The sequence below is a fragment of the Alteromonas oceanisediminis genome, from assembly GCF_018474025.1.
In the GTDB taxonomy this organism is placed as follows: Bacteria; Pseudomonadota; Gammaproteobacteria; order Enterobacterales; family Alteromonadaceae; genus Alteromonas_E; species Alteromonas_E oceanisediminis.
In genome coordinates this window covers 26,749-43,172 of the sequence record NZ_JAHCTA010000001.1, presented here as the reverse complement: position 1 = coordinate 43,172, position 16,424 = coordinate 26,749, and the positions used below count along the sequence as shown (strand labels likewise).

Below are 16,424 nucleotides of genomic sequence, written 5' to 3'. Positions count from 1 at the left end.
GCATGTCAGGGAATAGTTTCGGAAAACTTTTTACAGTGACCACATTTGGCGAAAGCCATGGCGTCGCTATTGGCGGTGTGGTTGACGGGTGCCCTCCGGGCCTCGCGTTGGACGAATCCGATTTACAAGGCGATTTAGACCGGCGAAAGCCCGGTACCTCTCGTTATACGACGGCACGCCGTGAAGAAGACGAAGTACAGATCCTATCGGGGGTTTTTGAGGGTAAAACGACCGGAACCAGTATTGGTTTGCTGATTAAAAATACCGACCAACGCAGCCAGGATTATTCGAAAATTGCGGATCGCTTCCGTCCTGGTCACGCAGACTACACCTATCAACAGAAATATGGCACGCGAGATTACCGCGGTGGTGGCCGTTCATCCGCCAGAGAAACCGCTGTGCGAGTTGCCGCCGGTGGTATTGCGAAAAAATTTCTGAAAACCGAGTACGGCATTGAAATCACTGGTTATTTATCCCAACTCGGCCCGATTAAGATGGATTTGCTTGAGCCAGAGCAAATCAATCAAAACCCATTCTTTTGCCCGGACTCAAATCAATTGGAGGCTTTGGATGCTTACATGCGTGAACTGAAAAAGTCCGGTGATTCCATTGGTGCCAAAGTGTCTGTGGTAGCCACGAATATGCCGGTCGGGCTTGGTGAACCGGTGTTCGACAGGCTGGATGCCGACATTGCGCACGCTATGATGGGTATCAACGCCGTGAAAGGCGTTGAAGTGGGTGACGGGTTTGATGTGATCATGCAAAAGGGCACTGAGCACCGCGATTCACTCACGCCTGATGGCTTCACCAGCAATCACTCTGGGGGCGTGTTGGGAGGCATTTCGACCGGGCAGGATGTGGTGGTGCACATGGCACTCAAACCGACGTCCAGTATCTCTATCAGTGGCGACACCATCGATATTAACGGAAACGCCACTGAGATTGTCACCAAAGGTCGCCACGACCCGTGTGTCGGCATACGTGCTGTGCCGATTGCCGAAGCGATGCTGGCAATCGTGATTATGGATCACGTACTACGCCAGCGAGCGCAAAACGCTGGGGTTCAGTCGCCTACACCGGTGATTGCGGGTAAAGCACCGTAGTCGGTGAAACGCCTCTCGCTCACCTACTTTCTGTATTTTGCTCAACTCGGTGTTCTCATACCGTATTTGGGCATTTTTCTCGATGGTCGGGGGTTTAGTTCGTCACAAATTGGCGAACTGTTCGCCTTGATCACGTTTGCACGGATCTTTGGACCCTCACTGTGGGCAAGCTTAGCCGACCGTAGCGGCAAAGTCCTTCTGGTATTAAGGCTTGGCTGTTTATTCACCGTGTTGAGTTTTGTGGGCGTTTTTTGGGCGCAGCAATTTTGGTGGCTAACGCTTTGCTTTGGCTTGATGATGATGTTCTGGACTGCCGTGTTGCCGCAACTGGAAGTGGTTACACTACGCCAAACTGAATATTTTCAACACAGCTACGGCAATGTCAGACTATGGGGCAGTATCGGATTTATCGTGTTGACCGTGCTGACCGGTCATCTCATTGATATCCATGGCAGCGAGGTGCCTGTTGTTGTCAGCACGTTGGTGCTAGCGGGGCTGTTTTTATCCACGCTATTGATTGCTGATAAAGTACCTAAGTCGCAATCGGCTGAGCGTGTGAAAGGTCAGTGGCACCGAGCTTTGCGTCGCACATTTATCCTGTTCATCGTATCAGCAACGCTGTTACAGGTCAGTTTTGGCGTATATTACGGCTTTTTCGCACTGTACATGCGCGATCTTGGTTACAGTGGCCAAACGACGGGGATCATGATTGCGTTGGGCGTCGTGGCTGAAGTTATCATATTTATGCTCGCATCTCGCTTAATTGCGCGCGTCGGGGTTAAATGGCTTTTGATCGTGAGTTGCGTGTTTACCGGAGCAAGATGGCAGCTATTGGGCGCTTTTGGCGACGACCTCTGGTTAGTGGCCTTGGCTCAACTGATCCACGCATTCAGTTTTGGATTGACTCACGCGGCTAGTGTACATTTTATCTTTCGCTATTTTGACAAACGCTTTCAAAGTCGTGCGCAAGCCATCTATATCAGTGTAGCGTTCGGTTTTGGTGGTGCATTGGGGAACTGGTTTGCAGGGCATTTGTGGCAAGACGGTGCGGGTGCGCAGCTTTCATTCACTATGGCTGCCGGTGTCGCGGTCATCGCGGGATTGGTTTTACTCCCGGTGGTTCGAGTGCGTTTGCATTAAAAAGCCCCGAATATCGGGGCTCGCGTTTATCAAATCAGACCATTAAGCGCCAAAATTTTCGCTGGCGAATGACCAGTTAACCAATGCCCAAAATCCTTCAAGATACTTAGGGCGAGCATTGCGGTAGTCGATGTAATAAGCATGCTCCCACAAGTCGACCGTTAACAATGGTGTGATGCCTTCGTGTGTCAGTGGCGTTGCAGCATTGCTTGTATTAACGATATCCAGGCTTCCATCTGCATTCTTCACTAACCATGTCCAGCTTGAACCAAAGTTATTCACTGCTTTGTCGTTGAAGGCTGCTTTAAAGTCAGCAAAAGAGCCCCACTTGGCATTGATTGCATCAGCAAGAGCGCCGCTTGGCTCACCGCCACCATTTGGGCTTAAGCTGTGCCAGTAAAACGTATGGTTCCAGATTTGCGCAGCATTATTAAACACACCGCCATCAGACGATTTGACAATCTCTTCAAGGCCTTTGTTCTCAAGCTCTGTACCTTCAATAAGGCCATTCAACTTAGTCACATAAGTGGCGTGGTGTTTGCCATAATGATAATCAAGCGTTTCTGATGAGATATGAGGTTCTAGCGCGTTTTTTTCATAAGGTAGTGCGGGTAATTCAAAAGCCATTGATAGCCTCCATTTTGGTCCTGACAGAAATTATTGAGTTTGTCGCTGACACTAAATCCTCAGTGAACGAGCAAACCACAGTCAGTATAGTTACTGATTCACTAACAGATGGGGTCATTTTTTTTAACACCAAGGGTGTATTCTAAAATTTGTCTAAAGGGGGCGCTTGAAAGCCGACTGTGTCGGCCCTATATTCTACGCATTCACATTCAATTGAGAGCATTATGGAATCCTACGACAAAACTGAAACCGTTGAAAAAATTAAGCAGCAAATTTCTGAAAATCCTATCTTGCTCTACATGAAAGGGTCGCCTAAGTTACCAAGTTGTGGTTTTTCATCGCAGGCTTCTCAAGCGCTGATGTCTTGCGGCGAACAATTCGCGTATGTGGATATTCTGCAAAATCCGGATATCCGCGCGGAGCTTCCCGTGTATGCAGAGTGGCCAACATTCCCTCAATTGTGGGTTGATGGTGAACTGATTGGCGGGTGCGATATCGTTCTTGAGATGTTTCAACAAGGCGAGTTACAACCGCTCATCAAAGAAACGGCGGAAAAGCACGCATCATAGTTAAGATGCGAAAGACGTTAAAAAATCAGGCTAATGCCTGATTTTTTTTGAATGTTTTTTTGAAACTGATGCGTGGCTAAGTGTGGAAGGTTTACTGCAACGAATGTTTCTGGGCCGATTGACCTTAGCAGACTTCTTTGAATAAAGAGTCGTCTATAATGGTGGTATCGATAATTTGCTGAGCCATCTGTACGCAACGGCCACACTCTGAACCTAGCGTGAGAACAGTGTTTAATTCACGCAGATTACCAACGCCATGTTCTTTAACCGCGTTTTTGATCGCTTTGTCTGTAACACCGTAACACATGCATACGTACATAGAGTTTGCCCGAAAACTTCATTGCAAATGATAATAGTTGTTATTCATGTTGCATGCAAGTTTTTTCAGCGCGTTTCTGTGCGTAGTTTTTTAGGCTGATGCTTGGTTTTTTCAGAACCAGCCTTATATACAACGCGTGTACTAAAATGAGTTAATAAAACAACTAACTGGAGATAATTATGAGCGTACTTGTTGGACGTCCGGCCCCTGATTTTACCGCAGCAGCAGTGCTAGGTAGCGGTGAAATTGTTGATTCATTTTCATTCAGTGAAGCGACCAAGGGCAAAAAAGCCGTGGTGTTCTTTTATCCACTTGATTTCACCTTTGTGTGTCCTTCTGAGTTGATCGCTTTTGATAAGCGCTACGCTGAATTCCAGAAACGCGGTGTGGAAGTTATTGGTGTTTCGATTGACTCACAGTTTAGCCATAACGCGTGGCGCAATACACCGGTTAACCAAGGTGGTATTGGCGCAGTGAAATATACGCTGGTCGCAGACGTAAAACATGAGATTTGTCAGGCATACGACGTAGAGCATCCAACCGATGGCGTCGCATTTCGTGGCTCTTTCTTGATTGACGAAGATGGTTTAGTACGCCATCAAGTGGTTAACGATTTACCGCTAGGCCGGAATATTGACGAAATGTTACGTATGGTGGATGCACTCGCATTCCATCAGGAGCACGGTGAAGTTTGCCCTGCAGGCTGGCAGGAAGGTAAGGCCGGTATGGATGCAAGCCCAGAAGGCGTGGCGAAGTACTTATCGGGTAACTCTGACGACCTATAACGTTGTCGTTATTGACTTATAGTGGAAAAGGCTGCGTTTAGCAGCCTTTTTTGTGGGCGTTTACCGTGACATAAGCGTTAGGCGAGTGGCCAGCCGCCTAAATTTTGCCATCGATTGACCATGTGACAAAACAGCTCTGTGGTTTTTTCTGCATCGTACAATGCGGAGTGGGCTTGCTTCTGATCAAAGGCGATTTCTGCAGCCTGACACGCTTTAACCAACACCGTTTGACCTAAAGTGAGTGCTGCTAAACTCGTCGTGTCAAATGACACAAATGGATGAAACGGCGTACGTTTAATATTGCACCGCGCGATGGCTGCATTGATAAAGCCTTGATCGAAACTAGCGTTATGCGCCACGATCACTGACCGTTGACAACCCGCCGCTTTTTGTAGTTTCCGAATATTTTTACACAGATCCAGCATCGCTTCGTGCTCTGAAATTGCACCTCGTAGCGCGCAAGTCGGATCGATACCATTAAAATCAAGCGCAGCCTGTTCTAAGTTAGCCCCTTCGAAGGGTTCTACGTGATGGTGAATTCGTTGGTCCGGTTGCAGTTGATTGTTGTCGTCAAACGTGACGGTGACTGCGGCTAACTCAAGCAATGCATCAGTATTCGGATTAAATCCAGCCGTCTCTACATCGATAATAACGGGAAAGTAGCCACGAAAGCGCTCAGCTAATAATTCAGAGGGGTAGGGCATGCAGTATACTTATGGTTTAACGAGCGTAAGCTCGATTCGTGATAACGGTTTAGGTTTGAGAGTATGACAATATCGATAGAAGGTATCCAGTAAAGGACTAAACTTTTCTGCTACCATGACGATAATAAGGCATAGATTTAGGAGTTGATATGTCGCGTATTTTTATTTTTTCAACGGCGTTGTTCGTTTCCTTGCTGAGTACCGCGACGCTAGCCAATATGCGCCAATATGCCGCCACCATCGAGTCATCTGACTGGCAGTTGACTAATCAGTCGCGTATCCAGTGTGTCTTGGAACATGAAATTCCGGGTTATGGGAAAGCACTTTTTTACAGTGCCGCGTCAAAGCAATTGAATATGGAATTTGAATTGGATATGCGCCTGTTACCGAAAACGTTCGGTGTCGCGGCGGTTTATTCAGTACCACCACGGTGGATGCCCGGTGAAGCCCAGAAGCCTCTCGCTGAAATGCCATTGCGCACGCAATACAACGGTGATCTTCCAGAGCGCACAGCATGGACTATGCTCAGCGAGCTGGAGAAAGGGTATTGGCCAACCATTTATTATCAAGATTGGTACAACGAATACGACAAAGTGTCGGTGGGTTTAAACGCGGCTAATTTTCTACCCGCGTATCGACAATTCGGTCAATGCGTTTCGCAGTTGCTCCCTTATAGCTTTGAAGACATCGCTTACACCGTGTTGAGTTACAAGAAAAACTCGGTGGAGCTCACACCCTATTCTGAGCGCCGCTTGGAAATGATTGGAAATTATCTGCGCGAAGATAGCGCGCTTTCATTGGTGTTGGTGGATGGCTATACCGATAGCTATGGCGGGCGCTGGACCAACGAGCAACTATCCATTCGACGCGCCAATGAGATCCGCGATTACTTTGCCAATATGGGAGTAAGTCCAGCGCGTATTGATGTCACCGGACACGGTGAAAAACGGCACGTGGCCCCAAATAACACGGAAGCCAATCGCGCGCAAAACCGGCGGGTTGTGGTTCGCATGGCGAAATCGTAACAGGTGCTCAGTCTGTTTCTGCGCGCTGGCGGCGCAGATAGCCGACCACGGTATCTGTGTGATCAGTAAACACGCCGTCAACCTCAAGCTGTTTAAACAAAATGTCTAGCGTTTGTGGTGCAGTCATATTGGCTGGCAGTTGATCCGCTCTGAACGTGTAGGGGTGAATTAACAAACCGTGTTTTTTAGCGTCGGTAACCAGTGAAGTCGCTTGACTGCGCTCGACATCGTACACGTGAGGAAACCAGGGGCCAATCCCTTGTGCGACCGCAGCGATTTCAGCAAGCCCCTCATTTGTTTTCAGGTAGTCATAATCGTTGTTCGACTCTTGCCAACTATTCTCGGCGAGCAACTGAATCAAACGCAATTCACTGTTAAGCGTATGCCGAATTCGCTTAATTTCGTTAAAGTCAAAACATTGCAGTAACACAGGATCGTCGGCATCCGCATACCCATGTCGTTTCAATACCGTCAGCACCTGCGAGCTGATGTCTTTACCTTCAGCACGGTGCCAGGCGGGGGCTTTGATTTCAGGGTACAGCCCTACGTTTCGCCCACGCACTTGATTTAAGGTGTTAACCAACGCAATGTGCTCTTCAAATGTTGCCAGCGAGAATGCTGCCTGACCTTTGTACCGATTGGGAAATACCAAACTGCCATCGGCGTTAGCCCGCTCATGTACATGCAATTGCTTGAGTTCTGCCAGCGTAAAATCAATGGCGTAGAAACGACCATCCTCTCTGGCACGGTTGGGGAATTGATGCTCTACATCAGTGGTGCGCTCTAGGTGAATGTCGTGTAAAACGATCAGCACATTATCCTGACTTAACACCAAATCTTGCTCAATGTAGTCGGCACCCTGATTATAAGCGAGTACGGCAGCTTCCAGCGTATGTTCAGGTAAATAGCCTGAGGCGCCGCGATGCGCGACTACACTAGGTGAACTCTTGGCATGATCCGCGTTTGATTGGCTACTTTCGTTTGCGTCAGCGAACGCACCACGACCAAAAATACACAAAAACGCGATGATGCAAAAAACGATATTTTTCATATAGCAGTACTGCTTTCAACCAAACCTTTGGTTAGGAATATCACAGTTTAGTATCTGTCGCCATGGCCAACATCGCTCAGGCTTGAGCAGCTTTACGTTTCTTAATCACCCGAAAAGCGATATACACTATTGCGGCTGCAACCAAAAAGCTTGCCGCGATGGTTGAGGGTTCCCGCATGAGTTCTATGGCACCTTTGCCAAAGAAAGCTGCACTCAGGCCCAGAGGTGCAATGCCCAAGGTGGTTCCCAGCACATACTGCCAAAGTTTGATGCGGAGGGAGCCACTGATAATGCTCGTGATAGTGAAAGGCGGAGTCGGTGCCAGACGCAAAGCAAGAAGAGCCCATACTCCTCGGTCATCCACCTGTTCCCGGACTTTATCAACTTTGCCGCCAAATTTTTCGCCAAACGACTGCGGGTCGATGAGCATACCTATGCCATAACCACTCATCCCGGCAAGCACAAATCCACACACCACAATCAACACACTTACCCAGATATTAAATACCAAGCCGACCGCCATCGCCATCAGTGGGATAGGGATCATCAGCGCGCCACCGAGTAGGAATATTCCTAAAAATATCAATGCCGTTGAGAAAGTTGTAGGAACCTCTTCAGTGACTTCAACAATTTTGTCGACTTTAAGGTACTCATTGATAGGCGTTAGAAAGTACACCGCAACTAACGCGGCAACAATTGCCACGATAACTGCGATAACGAACCATTTATTCTGCTTCATGTTGTGCCTTTTTGATTAACCACTCGAATAGACTACGGTGATTTTTTAAATACAGTAAATACTCTGGATGCCATTGTACGCTGACAATTGGCTGATCATTGTCACTTTCCACCGCTTGGATAATCCCGCTGCGCTCGATGGCGGTGATACGCATCGACTCGCCTGGGTTGACCACCGCTTGACTATGAATGGCGTTGACCCTGAAACGGGTGGAGGGGATCAACTGCCTTAGCACCGACGTCGCTTTCGTTTGCTTGACGATTTTACGTGCAAACGGGCTTCTGATCCGCATCTTCCCTTTGAGTAAGGGCAGTGTTGATTGAGCTATCGTTCCACCAAGATACGCATTAAGCAACTGGTGACCGCGGCAGATGGCCAAAATGGGTTTTTTCTCGCGGATCGCTTTTTCAATGACATCAATCTCCATCGCATCACGGGGCTCATCATAACCGCCTTTTGTCCATTGAGAAAAAAATTCCATCGGATAGCAAAAGGCTTCTTTGATCTTCAACCACGTTGAACGATGAACTGCTTCATTGGGGGGCGCCTGATAGCGGCTAGGGTGAATGTCGCTGCCCCCACCCAATACAACACCATCAAAATTCAGAGATGACGTATATCGAGATGGCGTAACCCGGATTGGCTGGCCACCGGCAAGGCGGATTTGCATGGCTGTAAAAATCCATGCCGTAAAACCGCCTGAATCCGGCCCAGTGACGACGATGTTCGGCTTTTGACTACTACGCATTTGACTCGCTAGAAACTGATGATTAAGGGGTACCCGTTGCAATTAGCGAGCCACTGAAATTGAGATAAAGCCTATTTGTTATTTTGACTTAGTAGCAACGAATCACGCAAACTTAGACTCACTTATGGCCACCGCGAAATAAAGGTAAGCTTCTGAAATTAATAGATAAACGTAGTTTGCTTTGCGGGGTTTAGCGCTAAAAAATTGGGTAGTGTCATGTCTGGACTTTTTGAGTGCACTGTCGTGCAGTCCGTAGACAAACGACTAGCAACCGCAGGATTTTCCGATGCAGCGGTAAAAACTACTCACTGATTGCTTTTGATGCAAAGTCTAGATCCAAAACTCAGTAAGTGGCCGGAATTATATAGCCAGTTTGTAAATACTTCACTTATCTTTCGCTTTCTCGCAAAGTTTAGCTCTGCATTGTAAGCTATTTAAATAGTGTCCCCGTTAGGGGTGAACAGGTATGTCAGGCAAAGTCGTATTGAAAGTGAAATTAATTACTTAAACGAGCCTAATCTAACCGCTATTTATGTTATGATACACGCAGTGTATTTTGAAGCAAATAATCGTATTTTTTCAATTGATGAAAAACGCATTTTTTGAAAAATGCTTGCGATAAATGTTTTCAATCGTTGGGAAGCGGATAAGTTTTTGAGGAATATGTAAATGGATCTGACATTAAATACGCTTCCGTATGTCGCTCGTTTGCACGATCAAGAAAAGCAGCGATTATCTGCTCTGAAAAGGACTCATCTACTCGACTCGCCACCTTCTAAACGTTTTGACAAAATTACTCTCCTTGTAGCTGATATTTTCGAAGCGCCAATTGCCCTAGTATCCCTTATTGACGCCGAGCGACAATGGTTCCTATCACGGTGTGGTTTAGCGTCGACGCAGACTTCAAGAGATGTGGCGTTTTGTGCCCATGCCATTCATGAAGATGAGATATTTGTAATAGAAGATGCCACTTGTCATCCTATATTCAAAGACAATCCATTAGTGACCGGTGACCCCTTTATTCAATTCTATGCGGGAGCTGTAATACGGGATGAAAATCGTTTGCCTTTAGGCACGCTCTGTATCATCGATACTAAACCGAGAGTGTTCGGGAAAAAAGACTCTCGCCGGTTAATCAAGTTTGCCGAACTGGTTCGCCAAGAAATGTTTGGTTTCAGCGACGAAACAGATGAGCGTATGCAAAACTCCTTTATCGCGAAAAAAGATCCCGTGACGAATACGTTGTGGGGTGATGCCCTTTTTGACGCAGTCGAACGATATCGTGATACAAACATTCATCAAAAACCGTTTGCTACTATCTGTATTGATATTGTTAATTTTAATATGCTCAACAACTCGTACGGTCGAATTGTCGCTGATCAAGTCATATGGGAAACGAGTAAAAGGCTCAGACATTGTTTAAAAGGTATAAATACATTTTATGTGGGTCGCTTAAAATCAAGGCAACTGGGGGTATTCGCTTGTTTAGATAGCGATACAGGGTCATTGGAATTAGAGCAGAAACTTTCGCAAATGGAGTTTTCACTCAGAGAAATTGTGTCGACATCTGTTTCTGACGTATATCCCCACATAGATATCGTTTACGCGATTGAAACTTCACAGCATACCTTGTTTAGAGAGTCCATACGCTCCATGCAATTAGTGATGAGCCAAATTAGGCCCCAAAAGTCCGGTGTGCAGTTAGTTAAGGTGACCACAGAAACGCGAGCACTTATCACTAAGCATTTTGATATTGCTGGGGGCTTGTTGGACGCAATAAATACAAACCAGCTGGGTTTGGTTTATCAGCCAAAAGTGTCAACGGATGGTAATGAGATTGTCGGTTTGGAATGCTTGCTGCGTTGGCAGCATTCAACGCACGGCTTTGTTTCTCCGTTAGATATCTTTGAATGTGCCAAGGGGATAAATAGTACCCTCTATCTTGAAAAGTGGATTTTTAAGACTGCTTTGTGCCAAGCGGCGTACTGGAAAGAAATGGGAAAAAAAGTGCCGAAACTATCGATTAATCTGACGGGTGAAACATTAGTCGATCCAAGTTTCTATGAATTTCTATTAACGAACCTAGACGAATACGGGTTGGACCCGAGTGATATTGACATTGAAATACTAGAAAGCTCTGTGTTCCATGATATGGAGTTTTGCCTTGCCGTCATCCAGCGCTTTTATGAGGTAGGCATCAGTTTTTCTCTAGACGATTTTGGGACAGGATTTTCAAATCTGTCTTATTTAAAAAAAATGCCGATATCAACTTTGAAGGTTGATATGTCGTTTGTACACGATATTACTGAGAAGGGTCAGTCAGCTGCGTTGTGTAACTCAATTATCTCGATGGCGAGAGACTTAGGTATGCAAAGTGTCGCCGAAGGTGTCGAATCCAAAGCACAATTGGAAATGCTCACTGCGATGGGCTGCAATTTGATACAGGGCTATTATTTCTACAAACCGATGCCAACTGGTTTGCTCCAGAACTTGCTGCAGAATAACGACTAAGCCTCTTCTAACGAAATTATTTTCAGATAAATACCTCAGGCCAGAATCGCTTCTGGCAATGTTCTCGCCCCAATCAATCGTTCCGACCGATTCATACGATTATAGGAGCAATAAACTTTTAGCTTGGGAGCTTAGTGTAGGGCTTGGTACATCGCATTATGGCACCAGATATTTTCATGGGGGAAATAATGGCGATTTTCAATCTGGATTTACGGTGTATGGGCTAAGTAAATTAGGGTTTGTACTTTTACAAACGGCGATTCGGGCGAGAAATTACACAATTTGTTTGAAGAAGTTTTACTTTAAGGCACGTCACCTATTTAGGGTTGAAGCAGAGCGTTCGTTAACTGGATCGTGGATTAATTTTAGTCCAAAACATGCAACTCCACTCCTAGAGGTGACACCGATAAGACTTAATTTAATAAGCACCAAGCCATAGAACTGAACCCAGTGGGCCGCGCTTGATAACAATTTACAAGCCTTTTCGCTCGCTGATGTAGAATAACTCAACGGCGTTCGCTCAGCCTTGTTTAGATTGCTATCAAACGGCTGCAAAAATCTACCGCAAAGATCAACACGCTTTAGTTTTCTGCTTTATCCTTAAACTCACACAAATTCTCAATGATGCAAGAACCACAGCGGGGCTTGCGGGCTACATAGGTGTAACGCCCATGCAGGATCAACCAGTGATGCACGTCAATTTTAAATTCGGCGGGCACAACTTTTATCAGCTTTTCTTCCACTTTTTCAACGGTTTTACCCATCGCGAGCTTGGTTCGATTACTGACACGATAAATGTGCGTATCCACCGCGATGGTAGGCCAGCCGAATGATAATAAAAGTAGATAGAACGGTTTACGTTTAGTGGTTGCTTGAACGTAATCAGTTCGCGTGCCGCTTAGCTGTAATACATTTATAACTGTTTCATTCAGACTGTTCCGAATTAAGTCGTCTCAACCATTTTTCTACGTCACGTTTTTTATCGACTAATTCTCTGTCATTAACCACATTCAGTGCTTGCTGCGCGATTTCTATCGCCTGATCGTGTTGATTTTGGGCGTAGGCTAGTTGTGACAGGTTAATTAGGCCGTTGGTATATCCCAAAGGGCATTGCATGATCTGATGATGATCCATTGCTTTGTGAAAAGCCATTTTTGCTTTCGTAAACTCTCCCTGATCCTGAAAAATTAGCCCTTTGATTTCTTCCAGATAGGCCAAATATAGCCAGTCTTTTGATAAGTTGGCGCCTTCCCTCGCAACTGCAAAAAAGGTCTGGGCATCTTCTAGGTTTCCGTTCTGCAAATGATTCATACCTTGCCAAAAGTTGAGACGTATAAGTTCCTTTTGGTTGTCAGTTCTTCTCGCTTGCAAGATACCTTGTTGCAAAACATTGTCAGCCTGCTGGAATGGGTAATGTCGCTCAACTAACAATTGCCCCAGAATACGTCTTTCCATGACAGCTAGAGGGTTGGTAATAATCGCTGCCTTAAGTAAATCGACGGCTTGATTAAACTCGCCCTTTTGATTGAGCTCAAGCGCATTAGCCAGAATTTCATTAGCTAATGAAGATGCGTATCTAGTAGTTGGAAGCTCATAATTTTTATCAAGTCGATTGCCAATTATGCGAGCTAAATTATCTACGGCTACAACGACCTGCTCATTTGAAATCGTGCCTTTTTCAATTTTGTTTCGGTAATAAAGTGAATACAATAATTGATAATCTTTTGGTGAGCCTGCCAATGTCATTTCGACAATCAAGCTGGCACCAGAAATCTGAAAAATTTGTTCAATGTGTTCCTTAGCGAAAGCCTTGCTTGGCATTTTGGATCTCGCCATGACCTCGAACACATAGTCGGTTTGCAGCACGCCAGCGGTATCCGTGGAGTGTAAGCGCTGAATTAATTGATCCATTGCGCCGTATCGCACCCATTTGTGATCAGCATCCATAATTTGATTGTTGACGGGTAATACCATAAGTGACCCACTAATAGGCTTATCGTATTGGTGGCTTTTTGTAAAACTGACTAAAACGCCAATGATCACGATCAAAGCAATGCCGATCGCTACCAACCCTTTGCGAAATTTTCCTATAGATACAGTAGGGCTTACTACTTTTTCTGGTTTTCCTGCAAACTGCTCTACTGGTGGCAACCAGATATAACCTTTTCTGGGCAGGGTTTTTATCACCTGCTCATGGGCAAATATTTTTCGCAATTCTTTAATTGACTGGAAAATCACTTGATCGTCAACCACCACGTCATCCCAAACGGTTTCAAGTATTACTTTCTTGGATACGGTTTTCCCTGCACTTTCCAGCAGCAAAGTCAGTAGCTGCATGGTTTTTGGTCGAAGCTTGATGGTTTTGTCACCGTAAAGGATCTGTCCATTTTGCGGGTAGACATACCGACCGGCGGTGGAGAAATAATACTGCAACGTAACAAACGACTTTTATGAGACTTATCCAAGCGATGGTACAGCAATTTATTTACAGATCAGTAATAAATCACTTTATTTTGGGAAAGTTAAATATTTTCGAGTGCCTGTAGACTCCGTGAGTGGCCTTTCAGGTTTTTTCAGAATATTTCAGTGGCGTCTATTTAACAGGATGACAAGCTCAAGTCGACTATTAACAATTCACATATTTCATTTCTAAGGTCCATCACTATGCAGTCATTAGAACGCTTTTTTAAAAACCACCCCTTACTTGGTGCAGCAGTAACCGTGCTGGTATTGATTATCTTTACACAACTCGGAGCTGTAATCCTAGGAGCCGTTCATCCAGAAATAGGAAGGGAATATTTTGCAACGGTATTAAGGTTACTCAGTGGTGGGATAGTGATTGCATTGATGTCGCGCTTATGCTGGCTCGAAGCAGGATTTATATCTACTCCTGTTCATCGCTGGGGTAAGCGATGGCCACTTGCGATGCTACCTCTGGCAAGCTTGGGGATTGTCAATTTTTTCGGAGTGGAGTGGCATACCCTGCAGTTCGATGTTGCAACGTTTTGGTTTTGGCTAATTGATAATGCCAGCACAGGTGTGTTTGAAGAGACCATGATGCGCGCAATCGCTTTTTGCATATTACTTAAAGCATGGGGGAATACCAGAGCTGGAGTATACAAAGCGGCTATTGCGCAGGCTGTTATCTTTGGTTTAGTGCACTTGCTTAATTTGCTCAACGGATTTGCTGTTGAGGTCGTAGCTCAGGTTATTTATGCCACATTGATAGGATTTGGCTTTGCTGGCGCAGTGATATATACGCGCAGTATTTGGCCAGCAGTTTTAGTACATGGATTCATCAATGCTGTTGCTAATATTAATAGTTATTTCGATCCTAATTTTGTGAATACACCCACCGATATAGCGACATTGACGGGATTAGTCGCGTTCATATTCGTCATCAGTATTTTGCCAGGGCACTTCGGTATTCGCCAATATTGGCGTGAGACCACGCAAAGTAAAACAGCTTAGACCAATAAAGTAAGAGGTGGATTGTGAAATCTTTTAGCGTCCTTGTACTAATTATTGCGTTGCATTTAGGCTATTTAAACTTTACTTATGCTGCGTCACAGGATAGTAAAGCTGCGTTTGACGCGCTAGAGATGGCGCAGGAGGATTTGCAGCAACGTAAATTGGGCCCAATGTCTGATTATACATTGATGTTTCTTCAGCATGAGCAAAACAAACATGGGGACTACCAATTAGCGCGCATTACTCAGCGAAACGGATTTCCAGTTAAATCTGAGTTGCTTAGGTCCAAAGGAGAAGTAGATAAGGAGGCTGATGTTAATTGGAATAGGTTCATTTTGGTAACAATGCCACGTGAATATACTCAACAAGCAAAACTAGTGCGAGAAACAGAGGCTAGCTGGTATTTTCAAGTTCCAACAACAGTGCAAGCTCAAACGGATTCTGAGGAAATAGAAGAGTTATCTCATGCCAATAAGCTACTTCAGGAGCGACTAGTGACAGAGGTTTCAGTGAGTAAGTTGAAACCCTCATTCACAGGCATGCGTATTTTTGCGCCACAACCTTTTTCACCCTCATTGCTAGTCAAAGTTACGACATTTGATGTTAAATTAGATTTTGATGAAGTATCTAGTTCCGGGCCACTCTATGTATCTAAGGAAACAAGGCAACTTGAAGGGCATTATGGATTATTTATATCTATTAATGATTGGGTTCAAACTACGATAACTGATATGCAAATAATGGAGCGCCAAAAAGGATTTAACAACCACGACGAGAAGCTATTACCCTGAGGTCCTTTGTCTGTTTAAGTCGTAACACGATCCAAAGAAAGGCGTATGGAAAAGCGTGGAACAATTTATCTTAATAAGTGATTGCGACACTTTTAACAACGCTGACTAATTCATAACGGATGGAAGAACTTTATAATAACGTAGACCACTCGCCCAAGCCTTTTAACCGCTGCGCTGTGACTTTTCTTAGCAACCAAATTGTTACTCAAGTTTGTCTTTAAACTCACACAAATCCTCAATGATGCAAGAACCACAGCGGGGTTTGCGGGCTAGACAGGTGTAACGCCCATGCAGGATCAACCAGTGATGCACGTCGATTTTGAATTCGGCGGGCACAACTTTTATCAGCTTTTCTTCCACTTTTTCAACGGTTTTACCCATCGCGAACTTGGTTCGATTACTGACACGATAAATGTGCGTATCCACCGCGATGGTAGGCCAGCCGAACGCCGTATTGAGCACAACATTCGCCGTTTTTCTGCCTACCCCGGGTAGCGCTTCTAGTGCTTCGCGATCCTCCGGCACTTGTGAATCATGTTTGTCGATCAAGATTTTGCAGGCTTTGATAACGTTTTCTGCTTTGGCGTTAAACAAACCAATCGTTTTAATGTATTGCTTAAGCCCTTCAACACCCAACGCGTAAATCGCTTCAGGTGTATTGGCGACGGGAAACAGCTTGTCAGTCGCCTTATTCACACCCACATCTGTCGCTTGCGCCGACAGTGTAACGGCAACGAGCAACTCAAACGGTGTAGAAAAATTAAGCTCTGTGGTTGGATGGGGGTTGGCATCACGCAGCCGTGTGAGAATTTCCCGGCGTTTGGCATTGTTCATCGATATT

At 45.4% G+C, this 16,424-nt stretch carries 17 protein-coding genes; 8 read left to right on the top strand and 9 right to left on the bottom strand.

What is annotated here, in order from left to right:
* The first annotated feature begins 2 nt into the window (after positions 1-2).
* Together aroC and KIU71_RS00215 are read left to right on the top strand one after the other, a co-directional pair.
* Entirely contained in the window at positions 3-1,103 is a 1,101-nt protein-coding gene (gene aroC, locus KIU71_RS00220; protein ID WP_214129072.1) for a chorismate synthase, read from the top strand.
* Positions 1,104-1,106: 3 nt separating this feature from the next.
* Positions 1,107-2,243: an MFS transporter gene (locus KIU71_RS00215; protein ID WP_214129071.1), complete on the top strand. Its 1,137-nt coding sequence runs from the start codon at positions 1,107-1,109 to the stop codon at positions 2,241-2,243.
* Positions 2,244-2,285: 42 nt separating this feature from the next.
* On the opposite strand, the gene sodB is transcribed toward KIU71_RS00215, so the two are convergent.
* Positions 2,286-2,870: a superoxide dismutase [Fe] gene (gene sodB / locus KIU71_RS00210; protein WP_214129070.1), complete on the bottom strand. Its 585-nt coding sequence runs from the start codon at positions 2,868-2,870 to the stop codon at positions 2,286-2,288.
* A gap of 224 nt (positions 2,871-3,094) precedes the next feature.
* Between sodB and KIU71_RS00205 the strand changes: the two genes are divergently transcribed.
* Complete coding sequence (locus tag KIU71_RS00205; RefSeq protein ID WP_214129067.1) at positions 3,095-3,439, top strand: Grx4 family monothiol glutaredoxin; 345 nt, start codon at positions 3,095-3,097, stop codon at positions 3,437-3,439.
* 124 nt (positions 3,440-3,563) lie between these two features.
* On the opposite strand, the gene KIU71_RS00200 is transcribed toward KIU71_RS00205, so the two are convergent.
* Positions 3,564-3,758, bottom strand: a complete 195-nt coding sequence (locus KIU71_RS00200; protein WP_214129066.1) for a (2Fe-2S)-binding protein — start codon at positions 3,756-3,758, stop codon at positions 3,564-3,566.
* 179 nt (positions 3,759-3,937) lie between these two features.
* On the opposite strand from KIU71_RS00200, the gene KIU71_RS00195 reads away from it, so the two are divergent.
* A complete protein-coding gene (locus KIU71_RS00195) occupies positions 3,938-4,543 on the top strand; it encodes a peroxiredoxin (RefSeq protein WP_214129065.1) in 606 nt (201 codons plus the stop codon).
* A 77-nt stretch (positions 4,544-4,620) separates the two neighbouring features.
* Here the strand turns inward: KIU71_RS00195 and rnt are convergent, their stop codons facing one another.
* Positions 4,621-5,247: a ribonuclease T gene (gene rnt, locus KIU71_RS00190; protein ID WP_214129064.1), complete on the bottom strand. Its 627-nt coding sequence runs from the start codon at positions 5,245-5,247 to the stop codon at positions 4,621-4,623.
* Between the two features lie 149 nt (positions 5,248-5,396).
* Here rnt and KIU71_RS00185 point away from each other — a divergent pair, with 149 nt between their 5' ends.
* The gene (locus tag KIU71_RS00185) at positions 5,397-6,272 is read left to right on the top strand and encodes a flagellar protein MotY (protein WP_214129063.1); all 876 of its coding nucleotides are present in this window, start codon (positions 5,397-5,399) and stop codon (positions 6,270-6,272) included.
* A 7-nt stretch (positions 6,273-6,279) separates the two neighbouring features.
* On the opposite strand, the gene glpQ is transcribed toward KIU71_RS00185, so the two are convergent.
* From glpQ to KIU71_RS00170, 3 genes are all read right to left on the bottom strand, one after another.
* On the bottom strand, positions 6,280-7,323 hold the full coding sequence (gene glpQ / locus KIU71_RS00180) for a glycerophosphodiester phosphodiesterase (protein WP_214129062.1): 1,044 nt from the start codon (positions 7,321-7,323) through the stop codon (positions 6,280-6,282).
* Positions 7,324-7,399: 76 nt separating this feature from the next.
* Positions 7,400-8,062, bottom strand: a complete 663-nt coding sequence (locus KIU71_RS00175) for a TVP38/TMEM64 family protein (protein ID WP_214129061.1) — start codon at positions 8,060-8,062, stop codon at positions 7,400-7,402.
* Complete coding sequence (locus KIU71_RS00170; RefSeq protein ID WP_214129060.1) at positions 8,049-8,810, bottom strand: gamma-glutamyl-gamma-aminobutyrate hydrolase family protein; 762 nt, start codon at positions 8,808-8,810, stop codon at positions 8,049-8,051. Before KIU71_RS00170 ends, KIU71_RS00175 begins: the two co-directional genes overlap by 14 nt.
* Positions 8,811-9,479: 669 nt before the next feature.
* Between KIU71_RS00170 and KIU71_RS00165 the strand changes: the two genes are divergently transcribed.
* Positions 9,480-11,321 carry a sensor domain-containing phosphodiesterase gene (locus tag KIU71_RS00165; protein ID WP_214129059.1) on the top strand — a complete coding sequence of 614 codons (1,842 nt, stop codon included), beginning with the start codon at positions 9,480-9,482 and terminating at the stop codon, positions 11,319-11,321.
* 581 nt (positions 11,322-11,902) lie between these two features.
* On the opposite strand, the gene KIU71_RS00160 is transcribed toward KIU71_RS00165, so the two are convergent.
* Positions 11,903-12,238, bottom strand: coding sequence for a hypothetical protein (locus KIU71_RS00160; protein WP_390881763.1), 336 nt, complete (start codon positions 12,236-12,238; stop codon positions 11,903-11,905).
* Between the two features lie 7 nt (positions 12,239-12,245).
* The gene (locus KIU71_RS00155; RefSeq protein ID WP_214129058.1) at positions 12,246-13,754 is read right to left on the bottom strand and encodes a winged helix-turn-helix domain-containing protein; all 1,509 of its coding nucleotides are present in this window, start codon (positions 13,752-13,754) and stop codon (positions 12,246-12,248) included.
* A gap of 231 nt (positions 13,755-13,985) precedes the next feature.
* Between KIU71_RS00155 and KIU71_RS00150 the strand changes: the two genes are divergently transcribed.
* Both KIU71_RS00150 and KIU71_RS00145 read left to right on the top strand, forming a co-directional pair.
* Positions 13,986-14,792: a CPBP family intramembrane glutamic endopeptidase gene (locus KIU71_RS00150; RefSeq protein ID WP_214129057.1), complete on the top strand. Its 807-nt coding sequence runs from the start codon at positions 13,986-13,988 to the stop codon at positions 14,790-14,792.
* Positions 14,793-14,815: 23 nt separating this feature from the next.
* Positions 14,816-15,583: a hypothetical protein gene (locus KIU71_RS00145; protein WP_214129056.1), complete on the top strand. Its 768-nt coding sequence runs from the start codon at positions 14,816-14,818 to the stop codon at positions 15,581-15,583.
* Between the two features lie 201 nt (positions 15,584-15,784).
* On the opposite strand, the gene nth is transcribed toward KIU71_RS00145, so the two are convergent.
* Positions 15,785-16,417, bottom strand: coding sequence for an endonuclease III (nth, locus tag KIU71_RS00140; protein ID WP_214129055.1), 633 nt, complete (start codon positions 16,415-16,417; stop codon positions 15,785-15,787).
* Between the last annotated feature and the right edge of the window lie 7 nt (positions 16,418-16,424).